19 protein-coding genes are annotated in these 19,665 nt (G+C 41.6%); 13 read left to right on the plus strand and 6 right to left on the minus strand.

Annotated features, from left to right (window positions below; genetic code table 11):
- The first annotated feature begins 102 nt into the window (after nucleotides 1-102).
- The 7 genes from FHS10_RS06250 (at nucleotide 103) to FHS10_RS06280 (ending at nucleotide 9,281) form a co-directional block, all read left to right on the plus strand.
- The gene (locus FHS10_RS06250; RefSeq protein ID WP_259088522.1) at nucleotides 103-2,130 is read left to right on the plus strand and encodes an FAD-dependent oxidoreductase; all 2,028 of its coding nucleotides are present in this window, start codon (nucleotides 103-105) and stop codon (nucleotides 2,128-2,130) included.
- A 184-nt stretch (nucleotides 2,131-2,314) separates the two neighbouring features.
- Complete coding sequence (locus tag FHS10_RS06255; RefSeq protein ID WP_259088526.1) at nucleotides 2,315-3,019, plus strand: ATP-binding cassette domain-containing protein; 705 nt, start codon at nucleotides 2,315-2,317, stop codon at nucleotides 3,017-3,019.
- Between the two features lie 47 nt (nucleotides 3,020-3,066).
- Nucleotides 3,067-3,711: a hypothetical protein gene (locus FHS10_RS06260; protein WP_259088527.1), complete on the plus strand. Its 645-nt coding sequence runs from the start codon at nucleotides 3,067-3,069 to the stop codon at nucleotides 3,709-3,711.
- A 449-nt stretch (nucleotides 3,712-4,160) separates the two neighbouring features.
- Entirely contained in the window at nucleotides 4,161-6,566 is a 2,406-nt protein-coding gene (gene gldG / locus FHS10_RS06265; protein WP_259088529.1) for a gliding motility-associated ABC transporter substrate-binding protein GldG, read from the plus strand.
- Nucleotides 6,567-6,599: 33 nt separating this feature from the next.
- Nucleotides 6,600-7,724, plus strand: a complete 1,125-nt coding sequence (gene dnaN, locus FHS10_RS06270; protein ID WP_259088533.1) for a DNA polymerase III subunit beta — start codon at nucleotides 6,600-6,602, stop codon at nucleotides 7,722-7,724.
- A gap of 110 nt (nucleotides 7,725-7,834) precedes the next feature.
- Complete coding sequence (locus FHS10_RS06275) at nucleotides 7,835-8,548, plus strand: DUF4397 domain-containing protein (protein WP_259088534.1); 714 nt, start codon at nucleotides 7,835-7,837, stop codon at nucleotides 8,546-8,548.
- Entirely contained in the window at nucleotides 8,481-9,281 is an 801-nt protein-coding gene (locus FHS10_RS06280; RefSeq protein ID WP_259088536.1) for a DUF4397 domain-containing protein, read from the plus strand. Before FHS10_RS06275 ends, FHS10_RS06280 begins: the two co-directional genes overlap by 68 nt.
- A 333-nt stretch (nucleotides 9,282-9,614) precedes the next feature.
- On the opposite strand, the gene FHS10_RS06285 is transcribed toward FHS10_RS06280, so the two are convergent.
- Nucleotides 9,615-9,842: a hypothetical protein gene (locus FHS10_RS06285; RefSeq protein ID WP_259088539.1), complete on the minus strand. Its 228-nt coding sequence runs from the start codon at nucleotides 9,840-9,842 to the stop codon at nucleotides 9,615-9,617.
- Between the two features lie 80 nt (nucleotides 9,843-9,922).
- On the opposite strand from FHS10_RS06285, the gene FHS10_RS06290 reads away from it, so the two are divergent.
- Complete coding sequence (locus FHS10_RS06290; RefSeq protein ID WP_259088541.1) at nucleotides 9,923-10,579, plus strand: VTT domain-containing protein; 657 nt, start codon at nucleotides 9,923-9,925, stop codon at nucleotides 10,577-10,579.
- A gap of 3 nt (nucleotides 10,580-10,582) precedes the next feature.
- Here the strand turns inward: FHS10_RS06290 and FHS10_RS06295 are convergent, their stop codons facing one another.
- The 3 genes from FHS10_RS06295 to FHS10_RS06305 all read right to left on the minus strand — a co-directional run bounded on the left by FHS10_RS06295 (nucleotide 10,583) and on the right by FHS10_RS06305 (nucleotide 13,050).
- Entirely contained in the window at nucleotides 10,583-11,275 is a 693-nt protein-coding gene (locus FHS10_RS06295; protein ID WP_259088545.1) for a TapB family protein, read from the minus strand.
- Nucleotides 11,276-11,342: 67 nt separating this feature from the next.
- The gene (locus tag FHS10_RS06300; RefSeq protein ID WP_259088547.1) at nucleotides 11,343-12,236 is read right to left on the minus strand and encodes a zinc dependent phospholipase C family protein; all 894 of its coding nucleotides are present in this window, start codon (nucleotides 12,234-12,236) and stop codon (nucleotides 11,343-11,345) included.
- A gap of 55 nt (nucleotides 12,237-12,291) precedes the next feature.
- The gene (locus FHS10_RS06305) at nucleotides 12,292-13,050 is read right to left on the minus strand and encodes a class I SAM-dependent methyltransferase (RefSeq protein ID WP_259088550.1); all 759 of its coding nucleotides are present in this window, start codon (nucleotides 13,048-13,050) and stop codon (nucleotides 12,292-12,294) included.
- 369 nt (nucleotides 13,051-13,419) lie between these two features.
- On the opposite strand from FHS10_RS06305, the gene rpsT reads away from it, so the two are divergent.
- Together rpsT and radC are read left to right on the plus strand one after the other, a co-directional pair.
- Entirely contained in the window at nucleotides 13,420-13,674 is a 255-nt protein-coding gene (rpsT, locus tag FHS10_RS06310) for a 30S ribosomal protein S20 (RefSeq protein ID WP_259088552.1), read from the plus strand.
- An 85-nt stretch (nucleotides 13,675-13,759) separates the two neighbouring features.
- Entirely contained in the window at nucleotides 13,760-14,458 is a 699-nt protein-coding gene (radC, locus tag FHS10_RS06315) for a RadC family protein (protein ID WP_259088554.1), read from the plus strand.
- Between the two features lie 55 nt (nucleotides 14,459-14,513).
- Here the strand turns inward: radC and FHS10_RS06320 are convergent, their stop codons facing one another.
- Both FHS10_RS06320 and FHS10_RS06325 read right to left on the minus strand, forming a co-directional pair.
- The gene (locus FHS10_RS06320) at nucleotides 14,514-15,086 is read right to left on the minus strand and encodes a DUF4276 family protein (RefSeq protein WP_259088556.1); all 573 of its coding nucleotides are present in this window, start codon (nucleotides 15,084-15,086) and stop codon (nucleotides 14,514-14,516) included.
- Nucleotides 15,086-16,282 carry an AAA family ATPase gene (locus FHS10_RS06325; RefSeq protein WP_259088558.1) on the minus strand — a complete coding sequence of 399 codons (1,197 nt, stop codon included), beginning with the start codon at nucleotides 16,280-16,282 and terminating at the stop codon, nucleotides 15,086-15,088. Before FHS10_RS06325 ends, FHS10_RS06320 begins: the two co-directional genes overlap by 1 nt.
- A gap of 166 nt (nucleotides 16,283-16,448) precedes the next feature.
- Here FHS10_RS06325 and pheT point away from each other — a divergent pair, with 166 nt between their 5' ends.
- From pheT to FHS10_RS06340, 3 genes are all read left to right on the plus strand, one after another.
- Entirely contained in the window at nucleotides 16,449-18,848 is a 2,400-nt protein-coding gene (gene pheT / locus FHS10_RS06330; RefSeq protein WP_259088559.1) for a phenylalanine--tRNA ligase subunit beta, read from the plus strand.
- Nucleotides 18,849-18,964: 116 nt separating this feature from the next.
- Nucleotides 18,965-19,255 (plus strand): hypothetical protein, encoded by a 291-nt coding sequence (locus tag FHS10_RS06335; RefSeq protein WP_259088560.1) that lies wholly within the window; start codon nucleotides 18,965-18,967, stop codon nucleotides 19,253-19,255.
- Between the two features lie 21 nt (nucleotides 19,256-19,276).
- Nucleotides 19,277-19,567: a cell division protein ZapA gene (locus FHS10_RS06340; protein WP_259088561.1), complete on the plus strand. Its 291-nt coding sequence runs from the start codon at nucleotides 19,277-19,279 to the stop codon at nucleotides 19,565-19,567.
- The last annotated feature ends 98 nt before the right edge of the window (nucleotides 19,568-19,665 follow it).

Genomic DNA, 19,665 nt, shown 5'->3' on the forward strand with positions numbered 1-19,665 from the left:
AAACTTATCTATATGTTGTATATGTTTGTTCAGCAAAGTCTTTTGCCTCAAAATTAAAAAAGACTTTTGAGTGACCGCTATTTGCCTATCAAACCAATTGTTATGAAACAACATCAAAGCGCCATAGCCTTGCTCATGATTGCCCTAAGCTTTATGATGGTACCGGGTGCGCAGGCCCAACAGAGGCCCGGTATTAAGGTAGATGTTTGTGTATATGGTGGCACATCCGCAGGAGTGATTGCTGCTTACACTGCAAAAAAGATGGGTAAAACCGTTGTACTGATAGAACCTGGTAAGCATTTGGGAGGGATGACATCCGGCGGATTAGGTTATACAGATATTGGCAACAAATATGTAGTTACCGGCCTTGCCCGCGATTTTTACCGGCGTGTTGGCAGTCATTACCAAAAATTTGAACAATGGGTGTTTGAACCTAAGGTGGCAGAGGGCATATTTAATGATTACGTAAAGCGGGCAGGTTTTAGCGTAATGTATAATAACCGCATTATAAAAGTAACTAAAACCGCCAGTAAACTGCGGGAAATTGTGTTGGAAAATACTACCCTGCCAGCTGCGTACGGCCGTACCGCTATACAGGCTAAAGTATTTATTGATTGTACCTATGAAGGCGATTTGATGGCCATGGCCGGCGTTGCCTACAGGGTTGGGCGGGAAGCTAACAGCGAGTATAATGAAACCATTAACGGTACACAACTAATGGAAGGGCATCAACTCCCCGGCGGAATTGATCCCTATGTTGTGCCTGGTGCACCCCAAAGCGGCCTTTTATGGGGTGTAAGCAGCCAGCAGTTACAAACAACGGGCGCAGGCGATAAAAAGGTGCAGGCCTATAATTTTCGCATTACCTTAACTAATGTGCCCGAAAATAGAATAGCCATTACTAAACCCGAAAATTACGATCCTAAGAAATATGAATTATTAATTCGCCTTAAGGAAAAACAGCCGTGGAAAGCGCTGACTGATGTGTTTATTTGGAGCATGATGCCTAATGGAAAAACAGATATCAATAATAAAGGCGGTTTTTCTACAGATATGATAGGGATGAACTGGGACTACCCGGATGCCGATTATAACAAAAGGGCGGTGCTTTGGAAAGCACATGAAGATTATACCAAAGGCCTTTTATACTTTGTTGGAAACGATGCGCGTATTCCGGCCTTCATCAGGGAGGAGATGCAAAAATGGGGATATCCTAAGGATGAGTTTACCGACAATCAGAACTGGACACCACAGCTTTATATCCGCGAAGCACGCCGTATGGTTGGCCAGCTGGTGATGACCCAGCATTATTGCCAGGGTAAAGAAGTAGCCGGCGATGGCATTGGCATGGCCGCTTACACCATGGATTCGCATAATTGCGACCGCCTTGTAGTAAACGGGGAGGTGAAGAATGAAGGCAATGTTGAGGTGGGCGGGTTTGGGCCGTATCCAATTTCTTACAGGGCCATCATCCCAAAGGAAAAAGAGGCTGATAATTTATTTGTGCCGGTATGCCTGTCGGCCACTCACATCGCCTATGGTTCTATCCGGATGGAACCTGTATTTATGGTACTGGCGCAATCAGCCGCGGTAGCCGCTTGCCAGGCTATCGATAAAAAAATACCTGTGCAGCAGGTAAACGTTGTAGCAGTGCAACAGATCCTAAAGGATGACCCACTTGCCGATAAAAGTGTACCGGAGATTTTGGTTGACGATAGTGACACGGCCCGGGTGAAAATAACAGGCGACTGGAAAATGGCGAAAAATGGCGGTTACGGCCCGTCATTCCTTTTAGATAGCGCTAAAGTTGCTCCAGCTGCTTCTGTGAAGTTTACCCCGGTGGTTGTTAAAGAAGGGGCTTATCATGTCTATTCCTATTTTCCGAAGGTTAAAAACGCTGCCAGTAAAACGATGGTAATGGTTTATGACGGTCAAAAGGCGACTGAAAGGATAATAAACCAGTCGGATATACAAGTGCAGGGCCAAACATCCGGCGAATGGGTGTCGTTGGGTGAGTATCAACTGCCACGCGGAAAAAAAGCTTATGTACAGGTATCCAGTCAAAACGCGGATGGAGCTGTCATTGCCGACGCTGTGCTCTTTATTCCAGTAAATAAAACCGCTAAATAATATTCGGCATTATGCATGTCATTCAAGTAACGGGCACCTCTGGACGGACGGACACCCAGAAAACCTCAAATCAAAAATAAACGGCGAAGCCTTCAACGAAGTTAATCCGAAATCGAAATTCCGCAATCCGAAATTTAATTAGTCTCCTATCTCAAATCTCATATCTAACATCTATTTTTACGCCATGAGTATCCGGGTAGAAGCATTAACAAAAGTTTACGGCGAGCAAAAGGCGGTTGATGGCATTAGTTTTATGGCAGGGCCTGGTGTATTGGGCTTTTTAGGGCCAAATGGAGCCGGTAAATCAACCACCATGAAAATACTTACGGGCTTTATACCGCAAACATCGGGCACGGCATCGGTGTGTGGGTTTGATGTGGTAAGCCAATCGCTTGATGTGCGCAAACACATTGGTTACCTGCCCGAGAGTAATCCGTTGTACCTGGATATGTATGTAAAGGAATCATTGGCCTTTATAGCCGGCATTCATAAGGTTGCCGAACCTGAAGCCCGCATAGCCGAAGTGATTGAACAAACCGGTCTGGGCCCCGAGCAGCATAAAAAGATAGGGCAGCTATCAAAAGGCTACCGCCAGCGGGTAGGGCTTGCGCAGGCTATTATTCATAACCCCGATGTATTGATATTGGACGAACCAACATCGGGCCTTGATCCTAACCAGCTGATAGGCATCCGCCAGTTGATAACCGATTTGGGTAAAACCAAAACCATCATCCTATCTACCCATATTATGCAGGAGGTTGAAGCCGTTTGCGATAAGGTGATCATCATTAATAAAGGAAAAATTGTTGCCGATGATACCCTGTCGGGTTTACGTAACAAGAACAGCAACAGCACACTTGAGCAAATATTTATTAGCCTCACTAATTGAGATGATCAATAAAATACCTATTTTCGAATCCTAAATCCTTAAACAATATGAAAAAAACCTTACTCGCATTAGTCGTTTTAGTATGTGCCGCGTTAACAAGTTATGCCCAGGTGCCTGGCGAAGGTAGTTCGGGAATACGGCTTAGCGGTGGCTTTAACGTTGGCGGCACCATTGGGCACAATGCCAGCGATTACCCTGTAGCTTCGGGTGTAAATTTGAATTTAGAGATCCCTGTAAATGAGGATGTACCCTTAAATATTATCTTAAAAACGGGCTACACCGGTTTTATATCAAAAGATGGTTACAGCACGGGTTATTCAAATGGCGAAAGTTACAGCTATGGCTCTATAGTTTCCTTTGTACCTGCGCAAATAGGTGTAAGGGTATATGTAAACAAACTTTTTTTTGAAGGTGCCGCCGGTGCTTCTTTTTGCATCAATTCAGATCCTTCCGCATATACCAGTAAAAAAACAGCCTTGTTGGTATCACCCGCAATAGGTTATGGCTGGCGCTTTGGCTACTCAGAAAAGTTTGGTTTGGATTTAAGCCTGGCCTACGAAGCCCGTATTGAACCCACACGCGAAACTACCACCAATTATGATGATGGCAGCGGTTTCTCTACCAGTATCACAACATCTACCGGCGCATATAACCAGGTAGCATTGCGTGTAGCATTCAGCTTTGGATTGTAAAGCTGCGCAGTCATTACGCTTCGCTGTCATTTGCTTCGCGTCATTGGGGCATTACGCTTTGCTGTCATTTGCTTCGCGTCATTGGGGCATTGCGCTTTGCTGTTATTTTGCTTCGCAGTCATTGGGGCATTGCGCTTTGCTGTCATTTGCTTCGCGTCATTGGGGCATTGCGCTTTGGTGTCATTTGCTTCGCAGTCATTGGGGCATTGCGCTTTGGTGTCATTTGCTTCGCAGTCATTGGGGTTTTAATTTGATTTCTTTAAAACAACCAACAATGATTTGAATTTACCTTAATGACCCAATGACCCAATGACCCAATGACCCAATGACCCAATGACCCAATGACCCAATGACCCAATGACGCGAAGCAAATAACCGCGAAGCGAAATGACTCTTTGCTTTAGTATATTATTGTTGTAATTTCGGCGTTTCAGCATAAATACACAGCAGTGCTTAGCATCTTAAAAAAAGAAATAACATCATACCTCAGCTCGTTGGTAGCCTATGTTACCATTGGCGTATTTTTACTGGTATTAGGATTATTCCTGTGGGTATTCCCAGATTCAAGTATCCTCGATTATGGTTACGCCGGCCTGGATAGCCTGTTTAGCACCGCTCCCTATTTGTTCATGTTCCTTATCCCGGCCATCACCATGCGTTCCTTAGCCGAAGAGCGCAAGGAAGGCACGTTCGAGCTGCTGTTTACCCGTGCATTAAAGGACTGGGAAATAGTGTTGGGTAAATACCTGGCCTGCCTGCTTATTGTGCTTTTTGCGCTGCTGCCTACGTTGGTATACTACTTTTCGGTAAGTACATTGGGTACACCGCAAGGTAATATAGATAGCGGCGCGGTTATAGGCTCGTACATCGGTTTGTTTTTGTTAGGTGGAGCATTTGTGGCGATAGGTATGTTCGCATCGTCTATCACCAAAAATCAGATCATCGCTTTCACGGTGGCCGTTTTCCTATGCTTCTTTTTCTACAGCGGGTTCGATTCATTGAGCCAGCTGCTATCCCTGCAGGATTTTAACCTGCAAAGCCTGGGCATTACGGCGCACTATCAATCGGTGAGCCGTGGGGTACTGGATACCCGCGATTTGGCTTACTTTTTATTGGTAGCCACCTTTTTTATTTGGCTTACCTTATTTATACTCATCAAACAAAGGCAAAAAAAACTGCGTGGTACTCCTATGTTGAGCCTGCTTTCACTGTTTATTTTCTTCGGACTGTTAACTCAATCTGTTTTTACCCGGTTTGATTTTACCACCGAGAAGCGCTTTACCATATCGCCCATTAGCAGGCATATTATGGATAGCCTGCAAAAGCCGGTGAAGGTTACCGTTTACCTGCAAGGTAGTGGTCTGCCCAGCGGCTTAAGGCACCTGCAAAGCGCAACTAAGGACATGCTGAGCGATTTAAAGGCCTACAGCCACGGCAATATTCAGTTTGAATTTGTAGACCTGCTGTCGTCAATCAAAAACCTGCCGCAGGATAAGCAAAAGCAAACTTACGAGGATTTTGAGGCCAAAGGCGTTGTCGGCCAAAACCTAAGCTTTAAAACAGATGATGGCGTATCGCAAAAGCTCATCTTCCCCGAAGCTGTGGTTAAAGCGGGCGACAGAGAGATTGTAGTAAACCTTATTCAAACCCGAATTGGTTTATCAGATGATGAACAGATCAATAACTCTATCCAGAATTTAGAATACGCTTTTTCATCGGCCATAAAAAAGGTTGTTAAAGGTGGTAAACCCCAGATAGGCTTTACCGAAGGTCATCATGAACTGAACGATGTGCAGCTTAACGACGCTATGAAATCATTATCGGATGGGTTTGAAGTAGGCCGGTTAAATCTGTCGGTTATTCCTTTCAAGGCCTTAATGAATATCAAGTTACTGGTAATCCCTAAACCCGATACCAAATTTACCGAACTGGAAAAATTTAAGCTCGACCAATACATTATGCGCGGCGGCCGGGTGCTATGGACGATAGACCAGGTAAGCGCCGAACTGGACAGCCTGCGCGGTCATGGCGGCGAGCAGCTGGCTTTTCCCAAACAATTGAATTTAGATGATCAGCTATTCATGTACGGTGTGCGGATCAATTACGACCTGATAGCCGACTTAAGTGCAGCGCAGATTCCCGTAAGTACCGGTGATGTAGGCGGGCAGGCACAAATTCAAATGCTGCCCTGGTTGTTTTACCCGGTACTAATGCCATTGGCCAAACACCCCATCGTAAAAAACCTGGATGCCATCAATAGCCAGTTCATCAGTACCATTGATTTGCTCGAAACCAAAAATGTGAAGAAAACCATATTGCTGAGTTCTTCGCCCTATAACCATAAAGTAACAGCGCCGCACCTGCTATCGTTACAGGCATTGGAACAGGAGCCGAACCCTAAAGATTTTCAGGGTACCCCTAAAACGGTTGCCGTTTTATTGGAAGGCAGGTTTGTATCCAACTGGCGTAACCGCCCCTTGCCCGATAGCCTGAAAGAGCCTGTTACCATTATGCCCGAAAGTGTGCCTACCAAAATGGTGGTGATAAGCGATGGCGATATTTTAAAGAACCAGGTAGGCAGGGATGGCTCGCCTTACCCGTTGGGGTATGATCATTACACCCAGCAAAGCTACGGCAACAAAAACCTGCTGTTAAACATAGCAGATTACATGACCGACGACTCGGGCCTTATTGCCCTGCGTACCAAAGAGATCAAGATCCGCCTGTTGAACCGTGCCCGCATCCGCAACGAAAAGCTATATTGGCAGCTGGTAAACACGGTTGGTCCATTAGCTTTGGTGTTGATATGTGCTATTTTTCAACATTATTTCCGCAGACGAAAGTATGCCCATTAAATTTTATATTTTTGATAGATTAATTAGACCCATATGAGATTTATTGTTTCTACCACAACCTTACTCAAGCAACTGCAGGCAGTAAGCGGCGCTTTAAGTAACAGTACCGTTTTGCCTATACTGGAAAACTTTTTGTTTGAAATAAAGGAAGGAAACTTAACCATTTCTGCAACAGACCTGCAAACCAGCATGACCACCTCTTTACCTGTTGAAGCTAAAGAGAACGGCCGCATAGCTATACCATCGCGTATTTTATTAGATACCTTAAAATCGTTACCAGAGCAGCCTGTTGCTTTTTCTGTTGATGACAGCACCTTTGCCATTGAAATTAACGCAGGCGACGGTAAATACAAACTAAGCGGCGAGAATGGTGAGGATTTCCCTAAAATTCCGGTTGTTGAAAACGCGTCGTCGGTAAACTTACCGGCATCGGTTTTAGCCGAAGCTATAAACAAAACCATCTTCGCGGTAAGTAACGATGAGTTACGCCCTGCCATGACTGGTGTATTTTGCCAGTTAAGCCAGCAGCACCTTACCTTTGTAGCTACCGATGCCCACAAGCTGGTACGCTACCGCCGTAAAGATGCCAAGGCGGCAACTGCTACTTCGTTCATTTTACCAAAAAAGGCGTTAACGCTTTTAAAATCATCATTACCAAGTGATGATGTAAACGTATCTGTTGAATATAACTCAACCAGCGCGTTTTTTAAATTTGGAAACATTAACCTGGTATGCCGCTTAATTGACGAGCGTTACCCGGATTATGAAGCAGTTATTCCACAAAACAATCCCAATAAATTAACAATAGACAGGCTTACTTTCTTAGGATCGTTAAGTCGTGTGGCTATCTACGCCAACAAAACCACTCACCAGGTAAGGCTTAAAATCAACGGCAGCGAATTGAATATCTCATCAGAAGATATTGACTTTGCAAATGAAGCTCATGAGCGTTTAAGCTGCCAATATGAAGGTGACGACATGGAAATTGGCTTCAATGCACGTTTTTTAATAGAAATGTTGAAGAATTTAAGTTGCGAAGAAGTATCTTTGGAGATGTCGACTCCTAACCGTGCCGGCTTATTGCTGCCACAGGGTGGTGATGAAAATGAAGATGTGCTGATGCTGGTTATGCCGGTGATGCTCAATAGTTATGCTTAAGTGTAAACTTAAATTATAAATCCAAAACAGAGTCCGGCTTTAAAAACCGGACTTTTTTGTTCACTGTGGATAACAAAAATTACCATAAGCAGTTATAGCTTATAATTAATATGGATAACAGGATTAAATCTTTTTTTATTGTTGCGGTAGCAGTAACCTGTTGGGCATCCTGCAAAAAAAAAGGCGATGCGCCGACTAAGTCGGTAGGTACCTCGCTGGTTAACGTATTAAATTTGTCTAATAACAATATAAACTTTTACATAAACGGTAATCGTATTAACAATACTACAACCTTTTATCCGGGGGGGACGCTGGGTTACATGAACGTTATTTCGGGTACTCAAAACTATTCCTTTAAGGTTGATGGCAGTGGCGCCAATTCGCCTTTTTATAATAAACCATTTAAGGCCGATTCGGCCGCCGGGTATACGTTTTATGTAGCAGGGCAAACCGAAAACGACGTGTTTAGTACCCACGATACCTGGTTTCCAGATACCGGCGCAAATTTAACCAAGTATGCACAAATCAGGTTTGTAAACGCTTCATCTGTAGCGGGTAACGTAAAATTTGTATTGGTTGGAAAAAACAGCACAATAGCGGATAGCGTCCAGTTTGATAATGTGCCGTATAAAACCATCACCGATTTTACAAGAATTACAAAAGGGATACATTACATAGGTATTTACCGCTCGGCTTATCCGCAAACCCCCAAAATTGATACCGTGACCATTTCTGCCGGGAAAATATATACGTTTTATGGTTATGGTACTTCAATACCTGCCGGTAACCTTGGTATTATTGCAGGTTTATTTAACAATGGTTAATATGGCTAATCAATATAAAAAAGGCTTGTTATTATTCACTGCCCCGGTATGGATACTGCTGGTTTGTTTTATTGCATCATGCGGTAAATCAACCAATATAACGGGTGCCAATACACAGCTGCAGATCATTAATTTAAGTTCGGATATCGGGCCGTTAAATTTATTTATCAATTCGGTTAAGCAAAGCTTAACTACATATACTTATCCCAACAATTCGGGCTATTTTTTCCTCAATTCGCTTACTCCTCCAATTCAGCTTCGTACGGCAGATGCGGCGGCGTTAAGTATCCCTTATCAAATAGATACCGTTTTACGTTCCAACTCAAAATATACCTTGTTTATAACCGGTTACAAGGCCGATGGAACTATCAAAAACTCAATACTATCACTCGATACTGCAACATTACCAGTAATAGGGCGGGCTAAAGTGCGGTTTGCCAACCTGTCGCCATCATCGCCTAACCTGGATATCCGGGCCAACGATACCCTGGCTTTTAACAATGTTAAATTTGATAGTATATCAAAGTATGTTAGTTTACCTACCGGTAATTACAATTTTACCATAAACGTTCACACTACCCCTACCAAAGTAGAGTATACCCTTAAAAACGTAACTGTACAGGATGGACGTGCTTATACTATTTATACTCAGGGTATTGTTGGTCGTACAGATTCGGTTGCTTTTGGCGCAGCGGTGTTAACCAATAATCTACTGATTAAGGCAACGCAATAGTGGCAATTTAGATAAACAAAGCTTTTTTTTGAAATATTGACGCTTTAGAGCAAGCGCTTGTTTTTTTTAAGGCTCCGTCTGTTATCAATAAAAGTGACAAGTTCAATAACGTTGCTTCTGGGTTTGATACGATAGATCACCGAGATTTGCGGGATGATAACTCCTATATAAGTATTTTTTGTTTTGAAAGTTTTGCGGGCAATAAACGGCGTGTATCAAGGTATTGGAAAACCCGTTCTATAAACTTCTTTGATTCATTTTCTGACCAGTTTGCCAAAAGGTATTCTACATTCTTTTGAAATGTTTCACCGGCTTTTTCAGACCAGATTATCGTCATTGTTTAAACCCAAATCGTTTTTTTGCGTCTTCATGACTAAATGAGCGGCCATTATCTAATTGATCTAATCCTTCCTGAACATCACTCTTTTGACTATCGTTTAAGTCATCAAACCAATCCAAATTCCTGTTGCTGATATAAGCTTTAATGTCTTGAATTAAGCTTATATCATCGGTATTGATAATTTGCTGTAATACATTTAGTTTTTCTGCCTGTATGTTCATATCTCAAATTTAATAATTAAAACGTCGTATTAACTGGGTTTCTTTTTTTATATTTCTATTTTTGGGCAAAAATTAAAAAAGTGGAAGTAATAAAAAGCATTATCGATTTTATCCTGCACATTGATAAACACCTGGTACAAATTACCAGCGCTTACCAGGGCTGGACTTACCTGATATTATTCGCCATTATTTTTGCCGAAACCGGCTTTGTGGTTACTCCGTTTTTACCTGGCGATTCTTTACTGTTTGCGGCCGGCGCTTTAATAGCAGGCGGTCAATCGGGATTGGATATTTATTTGTTAGCTATCATTTTAATTGTTGCGGCGTTTGCCGGTAATACGGTGAATTACCTGTTGGGTAACTATTTAGGTCCCAAAGTATTTAAAGAAGAAAACAAGATCCTGAAGCTGGAATATTATCTTAAAACCAAGGCCTTTTTTGATAAGCATGGTGCCAAGGCGGTTATTTTCAGTCGTTTTATGCCTATCATTCGTACTATAGCGCCGTTTGTTGCCGGTGTAGGTAGGATGCCATTTTTAAAGTATAGCTTATACAATATTGTTGGCGGCGCATCATGGATAGTGGTTTTTCTGTTTGCTGGCTACAAATTGGGTAAAGTGCCGTTTTTTGAAAAGAACTTTTCATTAGTGGGAATAGTGATCATTTTGATATCTATTATTCCGCCAATATACGCAGCTATTGCAAGTCGTGGTGCTAAGAAACAGGCTGCGCAGTAAGGTTTAATTAATAGCCTCCAGCATCGTAGTCGCAACTAATTTTCCATCTTTACCATAGGTTTCTGATTTGGCAAACCGGCCAAGCTTAGGCGCAAACCATTCTATTATTTTAATCTGGAAAGGTAAGGACATACCCATCATCTTGATGTTCAGCGAAACATCATTAGTGATCTTAAAGCAATCAAAGCTGCCAGCTTTGGTGCTTATCTTTTCAGCTTTCTCTACCTTCCGATTATTGATGTTAAGTAGCACCTGGCCCATTTGCTGGCCGTTGTTTGCTACGTTAATGGTTAAAGCTCCATCCTCCAGTTTTTGGCCTGCTTTAAGGTTCATGGGGTAGGTGAGGTATTTGGTATCGCCCGTCATTTGCATGCTGCCCAATTGTTTTAATGATGATGCCGGGATAAAAGTTTTCATATCTACTTTGATAGATGTGCCTGTACATAAAATTTCAGAATCGCCGCTCCCCATTGATTTGCTTGTTTTATCGAACAGTTCAATGTGGGCCGCTATGGTCGATGCGTCCTTTTTAGTGGTATTACATACCATGGTGCCTATGGTATTGCCTTGGGTATTTTGGTTGGCATACCTGAACTTTTTGCCATTGATACTATTAATGAACTGGCTGCAGTTTTGCGCCGATACGAATTGCGAACAGATAACAAGCAGGAGGATAATAAGGCTGATCTTTCTCATTCAGGATGATTTATAAGTATCTAAACTACAAAATTTAAACCAAAGTATAGCGGAGGCCAAAATCGGGCTATTTGTCTGGCGGCGAAACCCGGCCCACAGGCAAATCGGGCTGACCGGCATCCACCCAGGCCGAATACCAGAAACTCCCAACCGAAAGGATGGACGATCTCATTTGCCGCTCAACCATACCTTTCATCATTTTTTGATAGGCCAGGCAATAGGCTTCCGAGTAATCTTTGACCTCTTTTTTGCCATGTAACACCATTGCATACTTTTTATCGGCAGGAAAGCTTTTAGTTAAAATTCTTTCAAAGCGTAAAACGGTATCCACGCTTTTGAAAGATGCCCGGCAAATTTTAAATGCCTCGGCCAATGGGTTTTCGATATAGCGTGCTTTGCCAACCTTGTAATTATATTTATCGCCAAAAAGTTCGGGAATGCGGCTTTCCCAAAGCGCGTGGATACCGGTTTGATTGCTCAATTGCCCGTTATAGTTTTGGGTGAGGTGTAAGGGCACATGCGCATCGGCAAGGTAATGCCCCAGGTTGGCCGATGTGTTCAGGATGGCTATCGTGTCATGAGCTTTGAAGGCACGTACCAGTTTGTAATACTGATATTGAATGGTCCAGGGAACGGTGCCGTATTTATTTAAAGTGTCAGCGGTGTATTGGGCGGCTGCGTCCTTCCATTTTTGGGGCATAGCCGCCCAGGGCTTTTTACCGTAGTGATCGGCGTTAAAAAAATGATGAGGCGCTTCGGTAGAGTCAACGTAGCGGCGTTTATCGGCGCTTACAGCGTGTTTAACAATGTAGTCGATGTTGGATTTGTAAAAGCCGGCCATTGCCTTGGGTAACGTATAAACCGCCATTCGGTTAATGCGATAGTGTGCATAAAAGCCCCAGGAGCAACAAAGCAGTAAAATACAGATGCTCGAAAAGCTTAAAACGATATGCCGCTTCATGAAACAAATATGGGCTTAAGTTTTAGGTTTTAAACAGGTGCGGTAATATTATTTGCTATAACCTACCCACATACACCTTGGTATCATAATTAATAGTAATCAAACCATTCTGTTGGTATTTGTCAAAAAGAATGTTAAGATCGGCTATCATCGGCTCATAACCGGCATCCTCTTTGGTAGGCATATATGATGACGAAAGCAGCCTTCCCGCCAAGCCCTCAAAATCAAACACCTGCTTATTGGCAAACTCCTGTAAATGGAACGCTTCAGGGCTAAAAAACACCCCTATAGCAACAGGATCGATATTGCGGTGATCTACCTTTAAGTAGTCATTTCCATGTTTAAAAATTAACTCGTCGTACTCTTTTTCAAAGGGGGAGGTGGTTAACCGCTCATTCCAAATCAACGCTACTATACCGCCGGGCGTAAGTACGCGTTTAAACTCCTCCCTGGTTTTTACCGCATCAAACCAATGAAAAGCCTGGCCGGCAATAATGGCATCAATGCTGCCGGTTTCAAGTCCGGTATTTTCGGCGGTGCCGTTTTGCGCCTTAAAGCCGGGTTGTGAGCTTAACAGTTCAATTGATTTTTCGCGCATCTCCAGGTTTGGTTCAATGGCGATTACACGGTACCCGGCATCTAAAAACAGCCCGGTTGAAATTCCCGTGCCGGCACCGATATCGGCTATCAATTTATCGGCAGATAGGTCGTAACCGTCTCGCAAAAAGCTGATGATTTCGGTAGGGTAGCCTGGCCGGTATTTTACATAGTCGTCTACACGGTTGCTGAAGCGGGTTGTACTGTTGTTTTCCATGTGTTGATTCGGTTGATTAAGTTGATTGGGTTGATTAAGTTGGAGTAAGTTGAATTGAGTTAACACGGCACACAATAGTTCAATAAGAAATAATTTGTATGATTGTTTTTAAGATTGTTATCAAATACTCGCTTATTCCGCTCATTTCAACCTGATAAACTTACTTGTCAAGTATTGCCATACCTCAATATAATCAACTCAATCTAACCTAATCAACCCAATCAACTTAAAACATAACCCCACTTAATCAACTCAATCCAACATAATCAACTCAATAAACTAAAAATAAAAAACACTTGCATAATTAAATTTATCACCCTATATTTGCAGTCCTTAAAATAAGTAGAAAAAGAATAACAAAGCTATACGATGGCAAATCATAAATCATCTTTAAAAAGAATCAGGTCAAACGCTGCGAAGCGTCTGCGCAACAGGTACCAGGCTAAAACAACCAGGAACGCTATTAAAAAATTAAGAACCACAACTACTAAAGCTGATGCAGCTGCATTGTTAGGTAAAGTGATTTCTATGCTTGATCGTTTGGCTAAAAAGAATGTTATTCACAAAAACAAAGCTTCAAACAATAAATCGAAGCTTACTAAATTTGTAAATAGCTTAAGCTAATCTTTAGCTTTCATCATATTAAAAAGGGATTGTGCCATGGCATGATCCCTTTTTTTGTTTCGGGAGATTTTCATACTTTAAGGCCGTGGAAAACTACGACAACAAGATCAGCATAAAATCATGGGCCGAGGAAGACCGCCCGCGCGAAAAACTAAGCGGGCAAGGTCGCCGGGCTTTAACCGATGCCGAGCTGATCGCCATTCTCATAGGTTCGGGCAGCCGTACCGAAACCGCTGTTGAACTCAGCAAGCGCATCCTGCATCATTATGAAAATGATTTAAACAAACTTGGCAAGGCATCTATTGCCGAGCTTTGTAAATTTAAAGGCATAGGCGAGGCAAAAGCGATTTCCATTATCGCGGCGTTGGAGATTGGTCGCCGCCGTAACGACACCGAAAGCCAGGCTCCAGAGTTTATCAACAGCAGCAAAGATGGTTACAACATCATGCGCCGCCACCTGATGGATTTAAACCACGAGGAGTTTTGGATTATCCTGTTGGGTCGTTCGCAAAAAGTATTAGGCAAAGAACTGATCAGTAAAGGCGGACTAACTGCTACTGTTTGCGACCCTAAGATTATTTTCCTATCGGCCATACAATACCAGGCCAGCGGCATTATATTGGTGCATAACCATCCATCGGGCAACCTAAAAGCCAGTCACGAAGATATTTCCCTAACCCGTAACCTCATTAACGCCGGCCGTATGCTGGACATCAAGATATTTGATCACCTCATTATTACCGATAATGGGTATACGAGTTTGGGGGATGCGGATTTGATGTAGATGTGCAGATATGCAGATTTCAAATGTGCAGATGAAATTGGCCGGGGTGGTGAATTTAATTTTTTAGTTTTTCGTCAAATTCGGCTATGAAGTCTCTGAAGCATGCGCATTTGGCTTCTATTTTGTCGATGTTCAATTGTTTGAATATCTCCGGGCAGTGCGACTCTTTGAACTGCTTTTTTGATTTAGAAGTTAAATGTTTCAGAACTTCTTTTGGATCTTTCACTTTCATCGGATCGCTTTTGAATTTATGATCGATGGAGTGGATTTTGTTAAAAGTCTCGATGTCGCCAAATATCAAAGCTTCTAACTCCCATATGTTAAGCAATAAGATGCCTTCATTATTTACCAGTGCATCTAAATCTTTAAACCATTTGGTTTTAGTCTGTAGTTTATCTTCCTGAGATTTAAAAGCATCTAAATCCCGGATATACACGATGAATTTGCATTGCTGGTCTTCAAATTCGATAGGTAAACTTTTCTTTATCTTGGGGCTGTCCAATTGATGTCCCTTTATTCCTTTAGCTAAAGACCTAAACTGAACACGGCCTTTATATCTTTTATCCAGGAGATTTTTTATTGAAGAAGTATCATTTGGATCTTCGCCCACAAGTCCTACTTTAATCATTATTCCAAATCTGATAGCATCCAGTAATCACTAAAAAAGCCAACTTCCTTCATGTATTTTTGGGCTTTTTTTATTTCCTTATCACTTAGGTGTCGTATTTGGGTGCCCTTTTCTAAATCGTAATAGGCAATGAGAATATGGTCTAATTCATCGGGACTTAAATGGTCTAATGCTTTTGGTGAATGGGTTGAAATGATAATTTGCTTATCTTCTGATTGCTCTTTTAGGAAATCCATCAATAGATTAAATTGGTGCGGGTGAATGCCCAATTCTGGTTCTTCAAGTAATGCCAATCCTTTTGTGTTGGTAATTTCTGCTATAATGTAAAATAAGCGACGCGTACCATCAGATAATTGAGACCATGGAAGCCAATGGCCGTTAATTTTAAAATCAAGTTTAGCATTTTCTATTATCAAAGATTCATTGTCATTATATAAAATCAGATTGGGATTAAATCTAACGTCTTCAATATTGGTATAGGCAGCCAAGTTTTCCAATATTTCATTAGGAAAATTTAATTTTTCTAAGATATCCGTAACGGCAACACCTTTTATTTTAGCCGGCTCATCATAATAGCTTTCAAACTGCCAAAGTATATCATCGATAAAGCTTAGGCTTTTAGGGAAATTCCAATTTAAATAGTCTTCATCTTCGGCGTTGCACCGGAAGATGCCAGGTAAGTCAATGCATCCCAAATCAGGAGGTAGATTGAATTTTATAAACAGAGGATAGATATGTTGGTAAGACATATAACGAAACAATCCAAATCCGACCTTTGTATAGGTGAATTGTCGCCCTTGAAACTCAAATTTTCTTTTTAAATCCGATTTTACTGAATTGTCAAATTTAAGCTCGTCGTCGATATAAAACTTCTCAATTAATCCAGTCCGATCCTCAATATTATTATCTTTTATCGTTCTAGAGTGAAGTACCCGTTCATTTTCTATTACAAACGAGTGATTATCGTCAGAAATAAATTGAAGTTTTGAAAACTTATAAGGTACTTTGGAGTGTAATCTATATTTTATAGCCTCGTTTACGAATTCCAAAAAATTAGATTTTCCAGATCCATTTTTTCCAATTAGTATATTTAACCCTTTTTTAAAATCAATAGTTAAATCCTCAACGGATTTAAATCCTTTAAGATGCGCGTTATTTAAATATACTCTCGGGAGCTCTGTTGCTTCAGTTGACATAAATACAAACAAGTCTGTTTTACACAAATGTATTTGTTTTTCTATAGATATCCGCTTTTCGTGATATTCAGTCAAGAAATTCCCAAATCTTCAAATTAAATAAATCCCAATTCCCAAATCCGACATCCGAAATCTTTATATCTTTGCCGATTATCATTCTTGAATAATGAAGATATCGTATAACTGGCTTAAAGAATTTATTGATACTGATAAAACCCCTCAGGAAATTTCCATTATCCTTACCGGTACCGGTTTGGAGGTTGAAAGTCTTGAAAAAGTGCAACCCATCCCCGGCGGATTAGAAGGTCTGGTGATTGGCTACGTAAAGGAGTCTGTTGATCATGCCAACTCCGATCACCTGCATGTAACCAAAGTTGATGTTGGCGGCGCGGAAGACCTACAGATTGTTTGCGGTGCACATAATGTGGCTGCAGGTCAAAAAGTGGTTGTGGCTACCGTTGGTACTACCATTTACCCAACCGTGGGCGAGCCTTTTACAATAAAAAAATCAAAGATTCGTGGTGAAGTATCTGAAGGCATGATCTGTGCCGAAGATGAAATAGGTTTAGGTACCGACCATGCAGGCATCATGGTGCTTGATGATGACGCGGTTGTTGGCTCATTGGCTAAAAACTATTTTAAACTGCACGACGATTATATGTACGAAATTGGCCTTACCCCAAACCGCGCCGATGCCACATCGCATTTAGGTACTGCAAGGGATATTGCCGCGTTCTTAAAAATCGGTATCACCAAGCCGGATGTTAGCGCTTTTAAGGTTGATAACACAGACAGGGTTATTGAAGTTGTGGTGGAGAATGAAGCGGCAAGTCCGCGTTATTCTGGCTTAACCATTAGCGGTGTCGAAGTTAAGGAATCGCCAAAATGGTTAAAAGAGCGTTTGGCTGTTATCGGCATCCGTTCTATCAACAACATTGTGGATGTTACCAACTATGTACTGCATGAGCTTGGGCAGCCATTACATGCTTTTGATGCCGATGAAATAACCGGCAACAAAGTATTGGTTAAAAACTATGCCGAAGGAACTGTTTTTAAAACTTTGGATGATGCAGATCGTAAATTATCAGAAAATGACCTGATGATTGGTAACGCCGAAGAGCCGATGTGTATTGCCGGGGTATTTGGTGGTGCAAAATCTGGTGTTAAGGAATCTACTACCAGTATTTTCCTGGAGAGCGCTTATTTCAATTCCGTGTCGGTACGTAAAACTGCAAAAAGACATGGTTTAAAAACCGATGCATCTTTCAGGTTTGAGCGTGGCACCGATCCGGATATGACTGTGTTTGCCTTGAAGCGTGCCGCCTTGCTTATTCAGCAGGTAGCGGGTGGTAAAGTATCATCAAATATTGTTGATCATTACCCTGCCCCGGTTTCGCCATTTGCCTTTGATGTAACTTATAAAAACATCGACAGGCTGATAGGGCAGGAGATAACCCATGGCGAGATCAAAGCGATCATTGAGGCGCTTGATATTAAGATAGTGAACGAAACTGCGGATTCGCTATCCTTACAAGTTCCTCCATACCGTGTTGATGTTACCCGCGAGGTTGATATTGTGGAAGAGATATTGCGTATTTATGGTTACAATAACATCCATATCCCTACGCAGATCCGGGCATCCTTAAATAACTCTCAACGGGCAGAGAAAGATACTGTTCAAAACCAAATCTCGGATCTGTTAACGGCTAATGGCTTTAACGAGATACTTTCAAACTCGTTAACCAAATCATCCTATTCAGATAACCTGGATGCGGCCGTAAAAATCCTGAACCCGCTAAGCAGCGATCTGGATGTAATGCGTCAAACCTTATTGTACTCTGGGCTGGAAGCTATCGCTTATAACCAAAACCGCCGTGCTGCCGATTTGAAGTTTTATGAGTTTGGCAAGGTATACAGTGTAAAGGATGATAAATATAGCGAAGTGCAACGTTTCTCGATATTTATCACCGGTGCCGATACTGCCGAACAATGGAACCTGAAACAAAAGCCGGTTTCGTTTTACAACCTAAAGGCCATTGTTGATGGTATTTTAAAACGGCTGAACATTACCGACCTGGTAACCGAAGATGCCACTTGCAGCAAGCTGGCTTTCGGTTTGCAATACATGCTTAATGGTAAGCAGCTGGTTAAATTTGGCCAGGTGAATACTACTTCGCAAAAAAAGGTTGATGTTGATAAGGATGTATTTTATGCCGATTTCAACTTTGATATGGTGCTTAACGCGGTACGTAAAAACAAAATTGTTTACCAGGAGGTTTCTAAGTTCCCGGCCGTAAGGCGCGATCTTTCCATGCTGATAGATCAATCGGTTTCGTTTGGTCAGTTAAAGCAAATTGCCCAGCGTACCGAGCGTAAGCTGTTGAAGGAGGTAAGTGTATTTGACGTGTACCAGGGCGATAAATTACCAGCTGGCAAAAAGTCATACGCGCTGAGCTTTATCATCCAGGATATTGAGAAAACCCTTACCGATAAAGCGATCGACAGCATTATGCAAAAATTAATTTATAATTTAGGAAAAGAAGCAGGAGCGGAGATAAGGAAATAGAGTCAAGAGATTAGAATCAAGAGTCAAGACCTTGATTTTGAAATTTTTGATTTCTTTTTTGGATATATTTTTTGATTTAGAGTTTAGAAATTAAGATTTAGAGTTTTAGCAAATACATGGCCTCGGTAGCAGAACAGTTAAATAAGATAGTTGATAAAACCGAGAGGTTGATTGAGCTTTGTGCTGCTTTACAGGAGGAGAATGACTTGTTGAAGCTGGAGAGTGAGGCGCTTACCGTGGCACTTGATGCAAGCAAAAATAAGACGAAAGACCTTGAAGAAAAGCTTCGTGTATTGAAACTTGCAAAATCATTTTCAGAAACAAATGAAAAAAGTGTTGACATTAAGCAAAAAATTAACGACTTTGTGCAAGAAATAGATAAGTGTATTGTATTATTGAAGAAATAGTACAAAAAGTGAACAGCTCAAATGGGAGAAATCTCAATAAAAATAAATATTGCTGACAGAGTTTACCCCTTAAAGGTAAACATGGAAGAAGAAGAAATAATACGCAGGGCGGCTAAACTAATTAACGACCGGATAAAAGAATATCAGGAAAATTATGCAGTGAGGGATAAGCAGGATCTGCTTTCAATGTGCGTGCTGCATTATGCAACATCGTCATTAAAGGCCGAGAAGAAGGTAAATGTAGAGGATACTGATGTAGCCGAAAAAGTTTACCAATTAGATCATATGCTTGACAAATTTTTTTCGAAGTAATAAACGTTCTTTACATAATATACAGAGCACATTTAAGATTTAACCGCAGTTAAATTTTAGGTTTCACTATTAAAAACTTAACGCTTCAATATGAGCGG

This window comes from Mucilaginibacter dorajii (assembly GCF_024808255.1).
Taxonomy (GTDB): domain Bacteria; phylum Bacteroidota; class Bacteroidia; order Sphingobacteriales; family Sphingobacteriaceae; genus Mucilaginibacter; species Mucilaginibacter dorajii.